This window comes from Streptococcus sp. HMSC078H03, from assembly GCF_001808655.1.
Classification (GTDB): Bacteria; Bacillota; Bacilli; order Lactobacillales; family Streptococcaceae; genus Streptococcus; species Streptococcus salivarius_G.
Genome location: NZ_KV794072.1, coordinates 127,261 through 146,413 on the forward strand (window position 1 = coordinate 127,261; position 19,153 = coordinate 146,413).

The window sequence follows — 19,153 nt, forward strand, 5'->3', positions numbered from 1 at the left end:
TCTTATTATTTAGCAGCTTTAACTGCTGATTTGATAGTGATAAGAGATTTCTTAGCACCTGGTACGTTACCTTTGATAAGGATAACGTTTTTCTCTGGGATAACTTGTACAACTTCAAGGTTTTGAATTGTCACACGGTTGCCACCCATACGTCCTGCCAAGTGTTTGTTTTTGAAAACACGGTTAGGCGCAACAGGTCCCATTGAACCTGGACGACGGTGGTAACGAGAACCGTGAGCCATAGGTCCGCGTGATTGACCGTGGCGTTTGATAACACCTTGGAAACCTTTACCTTTTGAAGTACCAGTTACGTCAACAACATCTCCAGCTTCGAATGTGTCAACAGTGATTTCTGATCCAACTTCCAAGCCTTCAATGTTTTTGAATTCACGAATGAAGCGCTTAGGAGCTGTGTTAGCTTTCGCTACGTGGCCTTTGGCAGGTTTGTTGCTCAATACTTCGCGTTTGTCGTCAAAACCAACTTGAACTGCTTCGTAACCGTCTGTTTCAACAGTTTTAACTTGAAGCACAACGTTTGGAGTAGCTTCGATGACAGTAACAGGGATAAATTCACCTGCTTCAGTGAAGATTTGAGTCATTCCCACTTTTTTCCCTAAGATTCCTTTTGTCATGAGAAAATATTTCCTTTACTTTATTGTTTTTTCAAAAAGTTTTTTATGAGCGTTTTTTATGCTCAAAAAAGTTTTTAACGAGCGTTTTTTATGCTCAATGAATCAAGCTTTAAATTAAAGTTTGATTTCTACGTTCACACCACTTGGAAGATCAAGTTTCATCAAAGCGTCAACTGTTTTTTGAGTTGGGTTGATGATGTCGATAAGACGTTTGTGTGTACGCATTTCAAATTGTTCGCGAGAATCTTTATATTTGTGAGTCGCACGAATAATTGTGTAGAGACTACGTTCAGTTGGAAGTGGAACTGGCCCAGCAACTGTCGCACCTGTGCGAGTTGCAGTTTCTACGATTTTTTCAGCCGCTGTATCAAGCGTACGGTGTTCGTAAGCTTTCAAACGGATACGAATTTTTTTGTTTGCCATTTTTTCTCCTCTTTCGTCTATTTAAGATAATAGGCTAGCTCCTCAAGAAAACCAACACGGATTGCGTGGCAGTGCAACCAGGCGTGTCGCAACCTCTTGTATCATAGCTAAGCGCTGTATTTACAGCACCATAATATAATAACAAAAGAACCTACTCATTGCAAGGGATTTTTAAAGTTTTTTTCCTTTTTTTTATTTTCTTTTTTGACTAAACAAAAAATCCACCTTAGATGGATTTTTTATCAACTTTCTTGAGTGTACTCGTATCCCATGTGTTCATAGGCTTTAACCGTTGCAACGCGTCCTGTACGTGTACGCATGATGAATCCTTTTTGAATTAAGTAAGGTTCATACATATCTTCTACCGTTTCTCGCTCTTCAGCAATATTAACAGACAAGGTACCTAGACCAACTGGTCCCCCACCATACATCTCAATCATGGTTCGGAGAATTTTTTGATCGACATAATCAAGTCCTTCATGGTCCACATCTAACATAGTCAACGCCTTGTCTGCAATCTTATCATCAATGATGCCATCACCCATGATTTGTGCATAGTCTCTCACGCGCTTAAGTAGGCGGTTAGCAATACGAGGCGTCCCACGGCTACGACGTGCTAGCTCTAGAGCAGCTTCAGGTGTTATAGTCATGTCAAAGATTTCTGAAGTACGTTCAATAATTTCCTTCAAATCTGGTAGCTCATAATATTCCATATGACCATTAATCCCAAAGCGAGCCCTCAATGGATTTGACAACATACCTGCTCGAGTAGTTGCACCTACTAATGTGAAAGGTGGTAACTCTAGATGGACACTACGACTTGTTTCGCCTGCACCAATCATGATATCAATGTAGTAATCTTCCATAGCACTATAAAGAACTTCTTCCACTGCCATAGGCATCCGGTGAATCTCATCAATAAATAAGATATCACCTGGCTCCAAGTCATTGAGTATGGCAACTAAATCACCAGCCTTTTCAATTGCTGGCCCAGACGTCTGCTTTAAATTAACGCCCATCTCATTAGCTATCACAAAAGCCATGGTTGTTTTCCCCAAACCTGGAGGACCAAACAAAAGAGTATGATCTAGTGCTTCATCACGAAGTTTAGCTGCCTCTATAAAAATCTTTAATTGGTCTTTAACCTTATCTTGACCAATATATTCCTTAAAGTACTGAGGACGAAGGGTACGCTCAACATACTCTTCATCTCCTAGTAAATCATTATCTAATATTCTTGTCATAGGCTTATTTTAGCACAAAACAAAAAATGCAGTCAAAATTTGTCCATAAAAAAGAAGACAAGACTTGCCTTCTCTTTTAATTATTTCTTACCACCCTTAACTGGTGCTTTATCAGCTTTCTCTATAGCTTCTTTAATTGTCTTAGTATAGAGTTTAGCACCACGGTTAATTGAGTCGCTATCGGATCCAAAGTGAACCCCATCTGTACCATTCCAGATAGAAATATTTTCTTTAGCCACTTGATACCAGTCAGCAACCGTCACAAAGTCGTATTTCTTAGCCATCTCTAACTCATACTTACGTAACTGAATCAAAGATTGGGCCTCATTACCAGATTTACTACCATTATATGGTGTCACAAAGATAATATGGTGACCCTTAGGTAAATTCTTGATGATTTTATTAATAACGCCTTTATAGTCGTCAATCTCATTAACACCACCAGCAATGACAACATCCTTAGCAAGAGCATTACTATCCGCGTAATCTTTAAGCAAATCATTGATTGTTGATAGGTTACGACTGACAACTGCATCTATAGCGACATTATCAATACTTGATTCCAGCTGATCTTTTGATCTAAGAGCTACGGAGTCCCCTAAAACTGTCACTCCCTTATTCACACCAAATGAAGTAGCCTGACTGTTTTCCGCATTGGTACGCGTTAATTTCATCTTAGTCTGAGCTTGCGACAAACCATTAGCTTCTAAATCTTTCTCGAAGTTCCCTACAGCTGGCGCAAAGAGAGAAATAAGCACTGTAATTAAAGTAAGACCACTAAAAACATAAAGCACAATATGTCGGTACGGCGTCAAGTCTAAATCTATTCCAAAGAGACTGGCCTTTCTTCCTGCAATAAATGGCTCTATTATATAGTAGGAAAGTGTTGCGAAAACAATTGACAGAATCGTTGTCAGAATGACTGCAATAATATTATTGGTCAATTGACTAAAGATAATATATAGCGGCCAGTGAAAAAGATAGACACTATAGCTAATCTCTGCCAAATAACTAATAAGAGCAGGCTCTGATTTTCCAGGCAATTTCTCATGGAGGACACGGGCAGAGTAAATCATAACAGCCGTGAACAAACTAGCTAAAACAAAACCAAATAGATAGGTAATGCGTTCCTCAAAATGGAGAACTAAGCCCAACAATACGAGCAAGGCAAAACTTCCTACCATATAAAGGACTGTCTTTTTCAGAGTCCAAAGGCGTATATTTTTCTTGAACCTAGCGGTCGTTTCATACACACCTGAAAGTGTCGCAAAGAGAGAACCTAGGAAGAATGGATAGGCATGCGTAATTGATGAGAAATATAAGCGAGAAAAACTATCAACAAAGAAAGCACTAATAAACATTGATAGAAAACTCACCATAAAGCAGGCAAGAGATACCATAAAGACTAGGCTTCTAAATTGATTTTGATGTTTAACACGCTTAGCTAGGAACCAAAGCAAGGCACCCCAAAGAATATAATAGTGAACCTCAATAGCCAGACTCCATGTATGGAGGTAAATATGCTGGTTAAACTGGTTCTCATAATTTCCCCCGGTCAAAATCTCATAATAGTTAGTTACAAAACCGATAACAGAGGTGATTTGACGTCCAATACCTGCAATAAAATCATTTCGAACCAAGAGTGCCAAAGGGGTGCAGATAAGAACCATCAACACAAGTGGTGGTACTATCCGGTAGAAGCGTCGTCGCATAAAACCAAGGTAATCAATGCGATGCGTCCTAGATACCTCATCAATCAAAAGCGCTGTAATCAAATACCCTGAGAAGGTAAAGAAGACATCAACACCGATGAAGCCCCCAGGAAGAATACTTGGGAAGAAATGATAGATCAGAACCAAAAGAAGTCCTGTCACACGAATATAAGAAAACCAGTTAATTCTCATCCTTTAAAAATCCCCTGTTTAAATTTTCCTTTGTAGGTAACCTTATTTTCAGTAGTCAATTTTCCTTGACCATCGGCTTGACCAGACTTGAACTCTCCTTGATAAATCCAACCCTCATGAGATTTGAAGGTTCCTTGACCATTAAAGGAACCATTCTTAAATTCTCCCGTATAGGTATCACCATTATCATAGGTCAAAGTTCCTTGACCATTCAAACGATGGTTCTGCATCTGACCTTTATAGGCAATCTTAGTCCCATCAATCTTGATAGAATGTTGCGTTTTTATAGTCACCAAAAACAAGGACAGGGCGCATAAAATAATAACCCCTACTGTAATACGCTCAAATTGATTTCGGTCAATATCAATATTTTTAAAATCAAAATCCTTTAGTTGTTTAAAATTCATTGTCTATCCTTAATCCACTGTAACCAATCTCGACAACCTGCAGTTACCAATTTGTATGTTTCTTCAAAGTCACCTGTATACCATGGGTCCGGAACTCCACCAGGTCTGAAAAGCTTGATTTTATCGTCATAACGCCCTGCAGATATCTGTAGAAGATCCTCAACATTTGACTCATCCATTCCCACAACTAAATCAAAGAACTCAAAATCGGCCTGACTAATCTGTTGTGAGCCCTTGGAAGAGTCAAAAGAAATAGCATATTTCCTTAAAATCTTTTGGGTTCCTTGATGAACTGGATTTCCATGCTCCCATGAAGATGTCGCGCGACTTTCGATATGCAAAGACTTTTCTTGGTCCAGCTCTTTCATCACAAATTCTGCCATTGGGCTACGACAAATATTCCCCAGACAAACAAATACAATCTTATTCATTATTCACCTCTTGCCCAAAACTATTAAAAGATCTGCTCACTTATTTTCTTCGTCAAAATTATGAACACACTTTTAAATCATGAAAGTAGGTTCTCATTAATTTTCATTTAATCAATCCATATTATACCGAAAAACTAATCAAATAGAAAGGTTTCTTTCCTAATCATATCGAAAAATTAGTAACCTTTTTTAACAGTTGCAATATTCCTATTAATCTATATATTTAAGGCGTGAGAAAAGAGAACCTAGTTTCCTAGATTCTCTTTTTGTTGGCTTTAGATATTTGACCAAACACTTTCAAGGATGTTTGTTTGTTCACGTCCTGGTCCTACAGAGAAAGTAGAGATACGTACACCTACCAATTCACCAACACGACGAACATAATTACGAGCATTTTCAGGAAGCTCATCTAAACTACGGCAACCTGTGATGTCTTCTTCCCAACCTGGCAATTCTTCATAGATTGGTTTACAGCGTTTCAGTTGCTCAAGACTAGCTGGGTAGTGATCAATACGCTCACCATCAAGGTCATAAGCTACACAAATTTTTACAGTGTCAAGACCTGAGAGAACATCGATACAGTTCAAGCTGAGGTTTGTGATACCTGATACACGACGGCTATGGCGCATCACCACTGAGTCAAACCATCCTACACGACGTGGACGTCCAGTTGTTGTTCCATATTCATGACCAACTTCACGGATGCGTTCACCCACTTCATCAAATAACTCAGTTGGGAAAGGACCATCACCAACACGACTCGTATAGGCCTTACATACACCAACTACCTTATTAATTTTAGATGGACCAACACCAGAACCGATTGTAACACCACCCGCAACTGGGTTTGATGACGTTACAAATGGGTAAGTACCTTGGTCAATATCAAGCATAACCCCTTGAGCTCCTTCAAAGAGGACACGTTTACCTGCATCAAGAGCATCATTCAAGATAACGGATGTATCTGTGACATATTGCTTAATTTGTTGTCCGTAAGCGTAGTATTCTTCAAAAATCTCATCGAATGATAATTCTTCAGCTTCATACATCTTACTGAAAAGACGGTTTTTCTCAGCTAAGTTCGTTTTCAAACGATCAGCAAAAATTTCTTTGTCCAAAAGGTCTGCAATACGGATACCTACACGCGCAGCCTTATCCATATAGGCAGGCCCAATACCTTTGTTAGTTGTACCAATCTTATTATCACCTTTAGCAGCTTCTTGCAGTTGATCAAGTTTAATGTGGTACGGCAAGATAACGTGCGCACGGTCAGAAATACGAAGGCTCTCTGTTGACACGCCTTCGGCATGAAGATATTCCAACTCTTTGACAAGTGATTTAGGATTGACCACTACACCATTCCCGATAACAGAGATTTTCTCTGGGAAGAAAATACCTGATGGAATCAAGTGCAATTTAAATTTCTTACCATCGATAACAATCGTGTGACCTGCATTGTCTCCACCTTGATAACGTGCGATCACTTCGGCATCTTGACTTAGGAAATCTGTAATTTTCCCTTTACCTTCATCACCCCACTGGGTACCCACAACAACTACTGATGTCATATTATTTTGATAACGGACAGCTCCACCTTTACGAGGCTGTCCCCACCTTTCTTGAAAAACTTCACGGTGGGAATTTCACCCACAAGTTTTGCGTTACAGTTTATTATAGCAGAAAAAAGGCTATTTGTTCAACGTTGAAAGCGCTTCTTACAAAATATTCTGACAGTTATAGCTAAGATTGCAACTCGTTATTTACAATCTCTTTTTTATCCTTACATCTTATATAGAACTACCAGCTATTTTATGACCAAATAATTCTACTAGCTATTTAACCTGCCTCATATAATGATTTAACTGCCTTTGATTCTTTAAAACAGTCGTCTTGTCAGAATAATTTTTAACAACTGTATGATATTGCTCGACATATTTTTTGGAACGTCCGTCTAATAAAATCCATTTCACAAATGCAAAATCAAATTTTTCATTACAGCCTTCTGCCATGCTAGGACGTGTCTTTCCCCTATATGTTAAATAGCGCCTAAATGCCCGATAGAGACAATTAACTCTGTTAAAGTTGAAATAGACAATACAGTCAGCTTCCCTCATCCGTTCTTCATAAAGACAGGCCGAGTAATTCCCTTCAATAATCCAATCACGTTGTAGCATAAATGTTGATATATCGTCAGTCATTTCATCAACTGTTCGCTCTTGCCAATTTGATGTGAAATGAATTTTATCTAAATGAAGAACCTCACAATTGTAGTGTTGACCTAAAAAGTTTGCCAAAGTAGACTTTCCAGAGCCGCTATAGCCAATGATTGCAATTTTCAACACAGGTCTCCTTTTTCAATTCTGTTTCCTGACTAATATCATAACACAAAGCATATATCTTAGAAGGAATTATCATTTGGAACAACTCTCGTTTGGACAAACAAGCACGTAAAGTTCTGTTTAAAGTGAGTTCTTTCTTAGAAAAATAAAAAGAGACTTATAAGCAAGTCTCTTCCCGATATTAAGATGCCCCCTACATGAATTTGTAAGAACTTTTCATATTGAAAATAAACAAAAATGTTGAAATATAGCTGATTTTAGGGAAATACTTTTAGGTATTTTCAATGTCAGGATTTAAAAATGGGGCAAAAGTGGGGCAAAAACAAATTAACGAAAAAAATATCGAGTTCGTGCATCAAGTAAATGATAAATTGCAAGAATAAGTGCAACATTTACTCGAACTCATCCTCTAGAGCTTCACTAGCAGTTCTGTAAGCTAAACATTTTCGTGGTCGGTGATTGATATCATATAAAGCCTTGGTTCCCAAAGCTTTTTTATGTTATAAACTCATTAAAAGAACCCCCAGTTAGATTTGGAATATTTTTTATTCTGTGTCACATAAAAATAAATAAAATGAATGGCTATAGCTAGAGCGAAGATGGTTGCAATACTCAGCACTATTGTAGGATTCGAAGCGAAAACCAAAGAGAGAATCAAGGCAGCCAGATAGAGTGTCGCTTGAGCACAGTAGTAACTTTTCGAATAGCGAAGATAGTTTTTGTTATAGGGCCCATTTGCTAGGACAGCAGCTTGGAAGAGGCCAATTCCGATATAAAAGAAGCTGATTGCAACGAGAAGATTAGCCTCAGGATTCAGAAGAAAACCCATCGAAACTGTCATCAACATAAGCCCAATGAAAATAGGATAGTGACTATAAATTATAAATAATCCCTTTTGATTGGATCCTTCGTCAATAGCATGGTCAAATTCACCAAAATAAAACAAGAACAGAGAAAGCATGATAACGAAATTAAGAACCGAATATATCGAGAAATTCTCAACTGTAAAGAAGTTAACTAGCCCAATAACCATCTCTCCAAACGTAATAATGACAAGAAGGGAGACGCGCTCGATTAAATGGGGAAGATTTACTTGGAAATGCTCATCTTTAGTAATCAAGAAAATTGGCACAATAAATGTTAGCAGAATACTAGCAATAAAGATATAGACTCCAACGTAAATAGGAAAAAGAGCTGCCAGATAGACTCCTAAGCTTTGTAGACCTGTCAACCATAGAAAACCTTTGATACTTTCCCGATCAGCACTATCGGTTGATCCTCTAAAAAACTGAACCAAATATTGAAAAAATAAGGTAAGGGTTAATGTGCCAACAGCCCAACAGGTATGATAGTACCATTGTTGCCAATTGTATCCAATCATATTGGATATAAAGAGCATAAGTCCCATGTTGATAAACATGATTACCATGTTAAATAACGAGTTTGTTCCATAGCGATTGGTATAAATGGTTTGAATCATCCAGGAATTGATGATAACCATGACAGAGATGAAGAAATCAAGTAAAGAGTCCCAAGCCAAAACACCGTTATGAATAGGGTGAATTAAAGCAGTTGCTTTTGAAATTGCAAAAACAAACACTAGGTCATAAAATAGTTCTGAAAATTCTACACGTTTATGCTTAATAAGAGTTGCCATCTTAAGACCTTTCTATTCTAGAAGTACAATTTATTATAACAGAAAATGGTAATGAGAGAAAAGGAGATGCTTAAATAACTTCATGTGACGCGAATTGTCAAAACCTTGGAGCACATTTACCTCATGTACCAACTCACAGGCAGAGTGTTTGATGATTGATAATGAAGAATGGGTAATGAAAAAATTATCGAAATGGATAGGGAATATCCCTTTTTATTTTGCTTTAAATCAGATTTTTGGATGGAATAGTAGATGATAAGACAAAATATCTTTGAAGATACAAAAAGACAAACGCCAAAAATGACGTTTGTCTACGTTCTGAGGTAGCCTTTAGGCTCCCTTTTTTCTTAGAAAATACCGATGAGTAATTGCATGCCAAGACTAGTCAGGATGATAGCGATCCAGCAAAGGGCTCCAAGAAGAATGGATTTTCCACTGGATTTGATCATAGCAACGAGGTTAGTTTTGAGACCAATAGCACTCATAGCCATGATGATGAGGAATTTGGAGAGCTGTTTGAGAGGTGAAAAGAAGCTATTGCTAACACCAAAAGAAGTAAGGACGGTAGTTAGCAGAGAAGCTAGGATGAAGTAGAGAATGAAAACGGGGAAGATTTTTTTAAGCTTTACTCCTTGGTTGTTGTCTTGTTGACGGCTTTGCCAATAGGAGAGGAAGAGAGTAATAGGGATAATAGCTAAGGTACGAGTCAGTTTGACAATGGTTGCAGATTCTAGAGTATTGGTATGATACAGACTATCCCAGGAGCTAGCTGTGGCTGTTACAGAGGAAGTATCGTTGACCGCAGTACCCGCAAAGAGAGCAAAACCTTCGTTGGAGAGATGGAGCCAAGAACCTAGAGTTGGAAAGATAAGAGCTGCCAAGACATTGAAGAAAAAGATAACAGAAATGGCTTGGGCTACTTCTTTTTCCTTGGCGTGAATAACAGGAGCAGTCGCTGCAATGGCAGAACCGCCACAGATAGAAGAGCCTACCCCAATCAAGGTAGCTAGCTTTGTATCCATGTTAAAAAATCGTTGGAAAAAGAAAGCAATAATTAAAGCGATAGAAATAGTCGAGAGGATGACAGGAAGGGAAGATTTTCCAACTGCGAAAACTTGTGAGATATTGAGTCCAAACCCAAGCAAGATAACAGCATACTGAAGCAATTTTTTGGAGCTATAAGTCAAACCAGCATCCAGTTGTTTATAGGGAGTGAGAAAGGGGTAGAGAATCATTCCGATAAAAATGGCGAAAACAGGTGCTCCCACAACAGGCAGAAAGCCTCCTAAAACCCAAGAGATGATAGAAATGATAAGACAGGCTAACAGTCCTGCCCAATTTTTTGATAGAAATGACATAAAAACCTCCGAAAATAAATACTTCTTATTATAATCTTATCTGTCAGAAAAGTAAAATAGAAAGTAGGAATAAGGTTGTAAATTAACGGAATTTTGCGGTCAGAGAGCTTTTGTAGTTCAATAGATATATGTTCTTTGACCAATAAGGATGCAAATGTGGCATATGTTATTGAAAAAAAAATGAATTTGATGAGCCTGGATATGTGAAGTAATTATGTGAGATAAGAAAATAAATAAGAGAGTTGAAAATGTACTGCACCCCAAAAGTTAGACAGAGAAAATCTAACTTTTGGGATCAGTACATATCCTCGCTTTTTTCTATTTATCAAACAATTCCTTATTTTCAATCAAGAGTTCTAGTGGAGATTTTTCTCTTGCTACAATAAAACCAGGTTCATATTGAGTATGAAATGTTCTTTTCTGAGAAGTTGGATCAATATACAACTCATCTCCATCTTCTGTGTATAGTTGGTTGCCTTTTGTTAGATAAAGTAAATCCTCTAAGTGCTGTCCATCAGTATGTAGGAAATGTTCGATGTATTTGACAGCTTTTAAAATTTCACTTACTTTATCAGAGTATTCATTCGATTCAAGAACACTCTTTTCTAATTCAATCTCTTTACTAGTTCCAAATAGTTGGGTTGGAGTTGCATCAAAATATTCTGCTATCTTATCTAAATTTGCAAAGGTAGGATAGCTTTTTTGTTTTTCGTAGTCAGAGACGGACTGTTTACCGATTCCTAAATCTTCTGCAAGTTGAGTTTGACTTACTCCTTTTTCTATGCGTAGTCGTGCCAAATTGGGTCCAAAATTTTGAATAATAAAGGTCATGATAAACTCCTGTGTTTTATTTTTAACTTATTCTATCACCTATAAACTTACAAATCAAGTTTTTAGTTGACTACCCAAAATAATTTTTATAAAATATATTTATAACTTGTAAATAAGTTATAAATGATACAAAATAGTTCATAAGTTTAGGAATAGTGAGTGAGGAGGAAGTTGAAGACGAGACTATGACTTATGACTATTCGAAGCCTTGGTGCTAGAAATTGTGTGGACAAGGGCAAAGGACGAGCCTGACGGGAAGTCAGGCGAAGTCCCGAAGACTGCCGTCCAGACAATTTCTAGCCAAGCAAAAGCTGGCTATTCTAACAGCCAGCAAAAAGGGACACTTAGGACAACGTCCAAAGAACGACGGAACGAGCAAACGTTGATTTGACAGTGTTTCTGAGACCTAAAAAATCTAAAAGAAGGGGGGACAATTTTGTTGGTTTCTATACAAGATTTAAGAAGCATTCAAGAACGATGTGAAATAGGAGAATTAGTACAGAGGTTAGATGTCAGTATTGATAGATTAACGGTTATCTGGGATACAGACACTGGTTCCCTAAGACGAATTTTCAAAAATCTGAAACAGGCAATAAGTACAAAAGTTGACTCATTTGAAATATATGATAATGTTCGAGATGATGTCTTTACTTTAGCTAAAGTTTTTAATGAGTATGATTCGATCAATATTATATTTTTTCAATTATCCACTTATGGAGGTGAACAATTAATTCGAATTGATTTCAATCCTAATACTTTAAAAGAATTTGATGGAATGAAAGTATGGAGGCAATTAATGTATTTTGCCAGATTGAATTCATTGATGGTACGTTTGTCTCGTTTTGATTTAGCATTTGACATTTTCAACAGGCCTGATATCGTTAATTTGCAACATATTAAAGGTGGTGTTACCCATAAGGTCTTCTATGGTCGAGGGGGCGAATTAGAGACGAAATATTGGGGTTCTAACGGTAGTAATGTACAAGTTAGGTTATATGATAAGAATAAAGAAATCATTGCTCACAAGCGCGAAGAGAAGCTAGATTTGGCTGTAAATCCGTTTTGGTGGAGACTGGAGTTCCAACTCAGAACCAAAGCGATTGGTGAGGAGATGGTCCAAGATATTATGAATCGACTTGATAATTTCGGATTTTATAAGCTAGAACATATTCGAGTAGAGCAAAGAGCATTTACAATTATCTTTCTCAACAATCCTGAACTGTTATCATTGGCTTTTCCAAATTTAAAATCAGACAGCATCAAAAAGAAAAAAACAAGAGTCCGCAAACTATTGAGAGAAGAAACGAACCAATTTGCGGAAGAATTAAAAGAAGTATTAATACAGAATCTCCCTAAATTAAATACAGAATTACAACTACTTGTAGGTGAGTTTCTGAATTTAGAAAATAAATAAGGAGGATAACTATGGACAATAATTTAATTAGTAACAAAGAATTAATTGAAATGGGCTATCGCCCTCATACAGCGAATGATATCATTCATCAGGCAAGAGAATTACTTGTATCACGAGGCTATACATTTTATAATCGCAAACGTTTGATGGTTGTTCCAAAAAGTGTTGTAAATGAGATTCTAGGAACAGAGGTGGCGTAATATGGCAAGTGTTCGTTATCGAAAGCGAGGAGATAGCAACTTATGGACCTATGAAATTCGTAACGAAGGAAAGACTGTTGCTCATAATAGCGGTTTTAAAACAAAAAAGCTTGCAGAGTCAGAAGCTGAACCGATTCTGCAAGAACTTCGTTTAGGGAAAAGAATTTCTAGAGATATTTCTCTTGTAGATCTATATCAAGAATGGCTTGAACTAAAAATTCTACCGAGTAGCAGGTCGGAAGAGACAAAGAAAAAATATCTTCTCCGTAAAAACACAATTGAAAGATTATTTGGAAATAAAAAAGTCACTCAAATTCGTGCGAGTGAATACCAAAGAATAATGAATAAGTATGGGCAAACAGTTGGTAGAAATTTTCTTGGTAGATTGAATACTGGAATCCATCAGAGCATCCAAATGGCAATTGCCGACAAAGTTCTAATAGATGATTTTACACAACATGTCGAGTTATTTTCATCCAAAGAACAACAGATGACCGAAGAGAAATATTTGCATACAGAAAAGGACTATCTGGATTTACTTTTAGCAGTAAAGAGAAAATTTGATTACCAACGATCAATTGTTCCTTATATCGTCTATTTTCTATTAAAAACAGGGATGAGGTTTGGAGAGTTAATAGCGTTAACTTGGAATGAAGTTGACTTTGACAGAGGACTGTTAAAAACATATAGAAGGTTTAATACCCTTTCTCATAAATTTGTCCCTCCAAAAAACAAAACGTCTATTCGTATGGTACCGATAGACGAAGAATGTATTAAGATATTACAAGTCCTAAAAATTGAACAAGAGAAGGCTAATAAAGAGCTAGGTGTCAAGAACAGGTATAAAATGATTTTTCAGCATTATGGATATATTCATATGGTACCAGATATTGCTAGTGTCAATAAAGCTTTGAGTGTTCTTTTAAATGAATTAGATATTTATCCAATTATCACGACAAAAGGAGCACGTCATACCTATGGAAGTTACCTCTGGCACAAAGGATTTGACCTTGGGGTTATTGCAAAAATTCTAGGGCATAGAGATATTTCAATGTTAGTAGAAGTATATGGACACACTTTAGAGGAGAAAATTTTTGAGGAATTTAATCAAATCAAAGATGTCTGGAAAGATTGCTCATAAAAAAATATGGGGCAAATGATGGGGCAAATCAGTTATAGACAAGCAAAAAAGCCTTTTAAATCAAGGCTTTTTCTTCTGTATTTCTATGCCCCCTACAGGGCTCGAACCTGTGACCCATGGATTAAGAGTCCACTGCTCTACCAACTGAGCTAAGGAGGCTGGATGCTGTATTGGTACCGATGATCCACGGTTTGTATTGAACCCGCGACGTAAAAAAGCAGGTGGGCGACTCGCTACTAACTTCAGTTGCTTCTGGGTGAGCCAGCCTGCACACTGTTAATAGACCTCTGTCTCCCGATAATACAAAAATTAGTCGGTCAACACTTATATGTGGATTCGTATACCACAGCAATTTCTATGTTTTTATAATACCACTTTTGAAAATTATTGCAAGAGGAAAAATCAATTTTTTTGCAATCGTTTTCGTTGATTCCTCTCGTATTACCTAGATAACTTATCGATCCGTTCTTTATTAGCTCCAAGAGCTCTTTCATATTTCCCGGTTTCATTGGGTTGGAAATAATTCACACCTCTTAATTTATCCGGAAGATATTGTTGTTTGACCCACTTTTCAGGATAAGCATGGGGATACTTGTAATCTTGTGCATTGCCCAGTTCCTTGCTTCCAGCATAGTGTCCATCTCTCAAATGACGAGGAATCGGTAAATTTCCTGATTTTCTAAGGTCTGCCAAGGCAGCATCCATAGCCATATAAGCCGAATTCGACTTAGGAGATAAAGCTAAGTCAACAACTACATTGGCAATCAAAATTCGCGCCTCTGGGAAACCTACTTTCTGTGCAGCTTCCAAAGCTGTAACCGTGTGAACTTGCGCATCAGGATTAGCTAAACCAATATCCTCGTACGCAATCACAGTCAAGCGTCGTGCTAGACTAGGGAGATCTCCTGCTTCAACCAAACGTGCTGCATAGTGAAGACTGGCATTAACATCAGAGCCTCGAATAGATTTTTGCAAAGCAGAAAGTACATCATAGTGTCCATCACCGTCTTTATCCATGGTGATATAGCTACGTTGTAAACTATTTTCCACTGTATCTAAAGTAATATGGCGAAGCCCATCTTCTGAAGCTAGCGTCGACATGACAGCTAAATCTAAGGAATTATAAGCCGAACGTAAATCACCATTAGTAGCCGTAGCAATAAAATCTAGAGCATCCTCATCTAACTTAACATCAAAGTCAAAGCCACGCTCCTTATCCTCTAGAACCCCTAGGATAGCTTCCTTAATATCCTCATTAGAGAGTGGTTCCAACTCAAATATTTGTACACGACTACGGATGGCTGGTGTGACAGAAAAAAACGGATTCTCCGTTGTAGCCCCAATCATGATAATATTGCCATTCTCTAAGAGTGGCAATAAAAAGTCTTGTTTAGCTTTATCCAAACGATGAATCTCATCTAGAAGCAGCACTAAGCCACCTGAAAATTTAGCCTCTTCCGCAATTTCCTGCAGGCGTTTCTTGCTATCAACAGTAGCATTAAAGGTTCTAAAAGCAAATTTTGTTGTTCCTGCAATAGCACTAGCTATTGAGGTCTTCCCGATTCCTGGTGGTCCGTAGAGAATCATTGACGACAGCATATTCGCTTCTACCATACGGCGAATAATTTTACCTTCACCAACCAAATGCTTCTGACCAATCACCTCTGAAATTGTACGTGGACGCATGCGTAGAGCAAGATTATCTGGCATCTTCTCTCCTTTTTTAACTGATTTTTTTCTTATTATAATAAGCATATACTATTTTGTTATAAAAAGAAATTATAAATAGTTCTTGTCAAACCTAAATTCTTATGATAGAATGTTTTGGTATGTGGTGCTAGCACATCCGTAATAAATTCTACCTAGGAGGAAAACACGAAATGGCTAAAGTATGTTACTTTACAGGACGTAAAACTGTTTCTGGAAACAACCGTTCACACGCTATGAACAAAACTAAACGTGCCGTTAAACCTAACCTTCAAAAAGTTACTATCCTTGTTGATGGTAAACCTAAAAAAGTTTGGGCTTCAGCTCGTGCGCTTAAATCTGGTAAAGTTGAACGCGTTTAATCTTATTGGATATTAAGAGAGATGACTTTAGTCATCTCTTTTTTTGTTCATCGTCTTTCCCTTTTGGCTATACTTATGTTATAATAAAGAACTAACAGATAATTCTTATAGAAAGAAGGTGTCAGTATGGGATTTACAGATGAAACTGTTCGTTTCAACCTAGACGACGGTAGCAAAGATGAAATCAGTAATACTTTGACAAATGTTTACCGTTCGTTGGCTGAGAAAGGTTACAATCCTATCAACCAAATCGTCGGTTATGTTCTGAGCGGTGACCCTGCTTATGTTCCGCGTTATAATGACGCCCGTAACCAGATTCGTAAATACGAACGTGATGAAATCGTTGAAGAACTCGTTCGCTATTATCTTAAAGGAAATGGAATTGACCTCTAATGCGAGTAATGGGACTTGATGTTGGCTCAAAAACAGTAGGAGTTGCGATTAGTGATCCCCTCGGTTTTACAGCCCAAGGCGTTGAAATTATCAAAATTGACGAGGAGGCTGAAGAGTTTGGTTTCGACCGACTAGGCGAGCTCGTTAAAGAATATAAGGTAGAAAAATTTGTTGTTGGTCTTCCTAAAAATATGAATAATACTGAAGGACCACGTGTTGAGGCAAGCAAAGCCTATGGTGACAAAATCAAGGAAATCTTTGGAATTCCTGTAGATTACCAAGACGAACGCTTGACAACTGTTCAAGCCGAGCGTATGTTGGTTGAACAAGCAGATATCAGCCGTGGTAAACGTAAAAAAGTTATTGATAAATTAGCTGCCCAACTTATTCTACAAAACTACCTCGATCGAATGTTTTAAGAAAGTGTAATAGAGACCTAATAGTCAAGTGACAATCTAGTAAACTGCCAAGCAATATACTAGATTTCCTCACTATTCAGTGCTCTCTACAAAAAGGAGAACAATATGTCACACAATCACGACCACAACCATGATCATGAAGTCATCACTTTAGTAGACGAACAAGGAAATGAAACACTTTTTGAAATCTTGTTGACTATTGATGGACGCGAAGAATTTGGTAAAAACTATGTTCTTTTGGTACCAGCTGGTGCTGAAGAAGATGCTAATGGAGAAATTGAAATCCAAGCATACTCATTCACTGAAAATGAAGACGGTACTGAAGGCGACCTTCAACCAATTCCTGAAGATTCAGATGCTGAATGGGATATGATTGAAGAAGTTTTCAATAGCTTCATCGATGAAAACTAAAAAATAATTAATGCCATAGGCAAAGAAATGACTTTTTAAAAAGAGATTGAGATATTGTATCTCAGTCTCTTTTTTAGATATTTTTTTCTTAAATGTAAGAAATTAGAGGAAAATTGACTAAATGGTATTATCTGATATACTTTAAATAAGACAATTAGGGGATAAGACCCTTTTATTTATAACTTTCCAAATGTCAACAAAGGAGTTTAATTGTGAGTCCATACAACGAAGACAATACTTTAGATTCAAGTGGCTACCAAGGTTATCATCGAAGCCACCATCGCTCTCATACACAAGATAATCAATCCGAAAAGATTGAAGTGACAATTCAGGGACATACAGAAGAATCAAATTCGTCTCAAATAGAGAAAAAAACTAAGATTTCACTTCCATGGAAGCATAAAGGTCATATCCTGATTCTCAGTTTGATTTTGAGTATTTTTAGTATATCAGTTCCCTGCTTTACAGACTTTGCCAATAATATACAGTCTCAAAACCTTTACATTGCAAAAATGTTTGCCAATGGTAGCTTACCTTACTCTGACTTTTTTGCGACAGGTGGATTCTTTTATTACTTACTGGTTTCTCTGGCTTTCCGTTTAGGATCTACTCTTTGGCTAATTCCTATACAATTCCTTACCTACTATCTTTCTGGAAGTTACCTTTACAAGACTGTCATGCACATGACAAACAAGAAGGAAATTGCCACTCTAATTAGTATTATTTTCTATGTCACTAATGGAACACTTGGTTTTGGTGGGCTCTACCCTATCCAATTTGCTATGCCTTTTGTCCTAGGTGCTATCTTCTTCTTAACTCGTTACTTTGCGGGTCACAGTCGTGATGAAGCCTTTATTCTTTACGGCTTCGCTGGCACTGCGGGGGCTCTCTTTGAAGCTCGAACTCTTATTTTCTGGATATTGTCACTTGTGACAATCTTCGTTTACAACCTTGTCAACAAGCACTTTGCTCGTGGTTTTTATCAAGTTCTTTGTATTATTTTTGGTAACATTCTAGTATTGTATCTATGTCTTTACTTTATCCTAAATTTACAAATTACATCGGACTATATTAACCAAGTTTTGGTTTACAACTTTACACAACTTGCTGTAGAAAAAAATGACTTTCTACTTACGTTAGCTTACCAAAGTTTTGCTGTTATAGGCTCTGGATTACTTATTGGTGCACTGACTACAAGCAACCACCTTCTTGGCGATGCTAAAGATAAGAGCATTAAGTGGGTACTACTCCTTAGTTTTATCTTTACAGTGGTTTACAGCTTGTTCTCTCAAAGTTTTGGACTTTACAGTATTCTCAACATCGTACCTTATAGTCTAGTCTTGACAGCACTTTCTTTAGATGATGCTATTAAAAAGAGAGCAGAGCGAACTTCTCACCGACGTCGTAATGGTAACCAGATTCACACACTTAAAGTTTTTGGTATCTTCCTTAGTCGTAATTACTTCTTACCTATTGCAGTCTTTGCATTTGCTTTCGCGATGCCAATCATTATGTTCCTATTTAATTTAGGAAATAATACTGAACGTAGTACTGTTGCAAATTACCTCGCTAAAAATACCAAAAAAGATGAAACTATCTACGTTTACGATTCATCAGCAAAAATTTATTTGGAAAGCAGTCGTAAAGCAGCCTCACAATTTGTTCTTCCAGAACTTAACACAGCTAAATCTAGTTATCAGAAAGCTCTATCAGATACTATTATCCAAGATTCAGCACAATATATCGTTGTCCAACAAGATACACAACTACCTTCTGATGTTAAATCTACACTTTCAAAAAACTATAAAAAAGCCCCTGTAAAAGGCGTTGAACGATACACTGTTTACGTCCTAAAATAGGTCGAAAAATCAATATATAGT

The 19,153-nt window shown here is 37.3% G+C and carries 21 protein-coding genes, 1 tRNA gene and 1 other RNA gene; 9 read left to right on the forward strand and 14 right to left on the reverse strand.

Annotation, left to right across the window (positions count from 1 at the left end; genetic code table 11):
- Window positions 1-5 precede the first annotated feature (5 nt).
- The 11 genes from rplC to HMPREF2607_RS00830 all read right to left on the reverse strand — a co-directional run bounded on the left by rplC (window position 6) and on the right by HMPREF2607_RS00830 (window position 11,226).
- Window positions 6-632 carry a 50S ribosomal protein L3 gene (rplC, locus tag HMPREF2607_RS00780; RefSeq protein ID WP_002885755.1) on the reverse strand — a complete coding sequence of 209 codons (627 nt, stop codon included), beginning with the start codon at window positions 630-632 and terminating at the stop codon, window positions 6-8.
- A 114-nt stretch (window positions 633-746) separates the two neighbouring features.
- Window positions 747-1,055, reverse strand: a complete 309-nt coding sequence (rpsJ, locus tag HMPREF2607_RS00785) for a 30S ribosomal protein S10 (protein WP_002885653.1) — start codon at window positions 1,053-1,055, stop codon at window positions 747-749.
- 242 nt (window positions 1,056-1,297) lie between these two features.
- Window positions 1,298-2,299, reverse strand: coding sequence for a Holliday junction branch migration DNA helicase RuvB (gene ruvB / locus HMPREF2607_RS00790; protein WP_070475378.1), 1,002 nt, complete (start codon window positions 2,297-2,299; stop codon window positions 1,298-1,300).
- An 80-nt stretch (window positions 2,300-2,379) separates the two neighbouring features.
- A complete protein-coding gene (locus HMPREF2607_RS00795; RefSeq protein WP_014635144.1) occupies window positions 2,380-4,203 on the reverse strand; it encodes an acyltransferase family protein in 1,824 nt (607 codons plus the stop codon).
- A complete protein-coding gene (locus HMPREF2607_RS00800; RefSeq protein WP_014635145.1) occupies window positions 4,200-4,610 on the reverse strand; it encodes an MORN repeat-containing protein in 411 nt (136 codons plus the stop codon). Before HMPREF2607_RS00800 ends, HMPREF2607_RS00795 begins: the two co-directional genes overlap by 4 nt.
- Window positions 4,607-5,041, reverse strand: a complete 435-nt coding sequence (locus HMPREF2607_RS00805) for a low molecular weight protein-tyrosine-phosphatase (RefSeq protein ID WP_014635146.1) — start codon at window positions 5,039-5,041, stop codon at window positions 4,607-4,609. The genes HMPREF2607_RS00800 and HMPREF2607_RS00805 overlap by 4 nt, the downstream gene beginning before the upstream one ends.
- Window positions 5,042-5,316: 275 nt before the next feature.
- Entirely contained in the window at window positions 5,317-6,609 is a 1,293-nt protein-coding gene (locus HMPREF2607_RS00810) for an adenylosuccinate synthase (protein ID WP_014632520.1), read from the reverse strand.
- Between the two features lie 264 nt (window positions 6,610-6,873).
- A complete protein-coding gene (locus tag HMPREF2607_RS00815; RefSeq protein ID WP_064523571.1) occupies window positions 6,874-7,380 on the reverse strand; it encodes a DNA topology modulation protein in 507 nt (168 codons plus the stop codon).
- 511 nt (window positions 7,381-7,891) lie between these two features.
- Window positions 7,892-9,037, reverse strand: coding sequence for a low temperature requirement protein A (locus HMPREF2607_RS00820; RefSeq protein ID WP_014635148.1), 1,146 nt, complete (start codon window positions 9,035-9,037; stop codon window positions 7,892-7,894).
- Window positions 9,038-9,384: 347 nt separating this feature from the next.
- Complete coding sequence (locus HMPREF2607_RS00825) at window positions 9,385-10,395, reverse strand: YeiH family protein (RefSeq protein ID WP_014635149.1); 1,011 nt, start codon at window positions 10,393-10,395, stop codon at window positions 9,385-9,387.
- A 318-nt stretch (window positions 10,396-10,713) separates the two neighbouring features.
- A complete protein-coding gene (locus tag HMPREF2607_RS00830; RefSeq protein WP_070475379.1) occupies window positions 10,714-11,226 on the reverse strand; it encodes a helix-turn-helix domain-containing protein in 513 nt (170 codons plus the stop codon).
- A 208-nt stretch (window positions 11,227-11,434) separates the two neighbouring features.
- Between HMPREF2607_RS00830 and HMPREF2607_RS10690 the strand changes: the two genes are divergently transcribed.
- The 4 genes from HMPREF2607_RS10690 to HMPREF2607_RS00845 are packed head-to-tail and all read left to right on the forward strand — an operon-like array spanning window position 11,435 to window position 13,981.
- A complete protein-coding gene (locus tag HMPREF2607_RS10690; RefSeq protein WP_311043116.1) occupies window positions 11,435-11,617 on the forward strand; it encodes a hypothetical protein in 183 nt (60 codons plus the stop codon).
- Window positions 11,618-11,662: 45 nt separating this feature from the next.
- Window positions 11,663-12,640, forward strand: coding sequence for a replication initiation protein (locus HMPREF2607_RS00835; RefSeq protein WP_048788676.1), 978 nt, complete (start codon window positions 11,663-11,665; stop codon window positions 12,638-12,640).
- 11 nt (window positions 12,641-12,651) lie between these two features.
- Window positions 12,652-12,840 carry a DUF3173 domain-containing protein gene (locus HMPREF2607_RS00840; RefSeq protein ID WP_000369785.1) on the forward strand — a complete coding sequence of 63 codons (189 nt, stop codon included), beginning with the start codon at window positions 12,652-12,654 and terminating at the stop codon, window positions 12,838-12,840.
- A gap of 1 nt (window position 12,841) precedes the next feature.
- Complete coding sequence (locus HMPREF2607_RS00845) at window positions 12,842-13,981, forward strand: tyrosine-type recombinase/integrase (protein WP_070475381.1); 1,140 nt, start codon at window positions 12,842-12,844, stop codon at window positions 13,979-13,981.
- Window positions 13,982-14,067: 86 nt separating this feature from the next.
- On the opposite strand, the gene HMPREF2607_RS00850 is transcribed toward HMPREF2607_RS00845, so the two are convergent.
- From HMPREF2607_RS00850 to HMPREF2607_RS00860, 3 genes are all read right to left on the reverse strand, one after another.
- Window positions 14,068-14,140 (reverse strand) — tRNA-Lys (locus tag HMPREF2607_RS00850).
- Window positions 14,141-14,336, reverse strand: a non-coding RNA gene (ssrS, locus tag HMPREF2607_RS00855) — 6S RNA. It lies immediately after the preceding tRNA gene.
- Window positions 14,337-14,422: 86 nt separating this feature from the next.
- A complete protein-coding gene (locus HMPREF2607_RS00860) occupies window positions 14,423-15,691 on the reverse strand; it encodes a replication-associated recombination protein A (RefSeq protein WP_070475383.1) in 1,269 nt (422 codons plus the stop codon).
- A gap of 170 nt (window positions 15,692-15,861) precedes the next feature.
- On the opposite strand from HMPREF2607_RS00860, the gene rpmB reads away from it, so the two are divergent.
- The 5 genes from rpmB (at window position 15,862) to HMPREF2607_RS00885 (ending at window position 19,132) form a co-directional block, all read left to right on the forward strand.
- The gene (rpmB, locus tag HMPREF2607_RS00865) at window positions 15,862-16,050 is read left to right on the forward strand and encodes a 50S ribosomal protein L28 (protein WP_002885786.1); all 189 of its coding nucleotides are present in this window, start codon (window positions 15,862-15,864) and stop codon (window positions 16,048-16,050) included.
- 126 nt (window positions 16,051-16,176) lie between these two features.
- Window positions 16,177-16,443 carry an IreB family regulatory phosphoprotein gene (locus tag HMPREF2607_RS00870; RefSeq protein WP_002885737.1) on the forward strand — a complete coding sequence of 89 codons (267 nt, stop codon included), beginning with the start codon at window positions 16,177-16,179 and terminating at the stop codon, window positions 16,441-16,443.
- On the forward strand, window positions 16,443-16,862 hold the full coding sequence (ruvX, locus tag HMPREF2607_RS00875; RefSeq protein ID WP_002885830.1) for a Holliday junction resolvase RuvX: 420 nt from the start codon (window positions 16,443-16,445) through the stop codon (window positions 16,860-16,862). Before HMPREF2607_RS00870 ends, ruvX begins: the two co-directional genes overlap by 1 nt.
- A 105-nt stretch (window positions 16,863-16,967) precedes the next feature.
- A complete protein-coding gene (locus HMPREF2607_RS00880; RefSeq protein ID WP_002887079.1) occupies window positions 16,968-17,273 on the forward strand; it encodes a DUF1292 domain-containing protein in 306 nt (101 codons plus the stop codon).
- A gap of 212 nt (window positions 17,274-17,485) precedes the next feature.
- Entirely contained in the window at window positions 17,486-19,132 is a 1,647-nt protein-coding gene (locus tag HMPREF2607_RS00885) for a hypothetical protein (protein WP_070475385.1), read from the forward strand.
- Window positions 19,133-19,153: the final 21 nt, after the last annotated feature.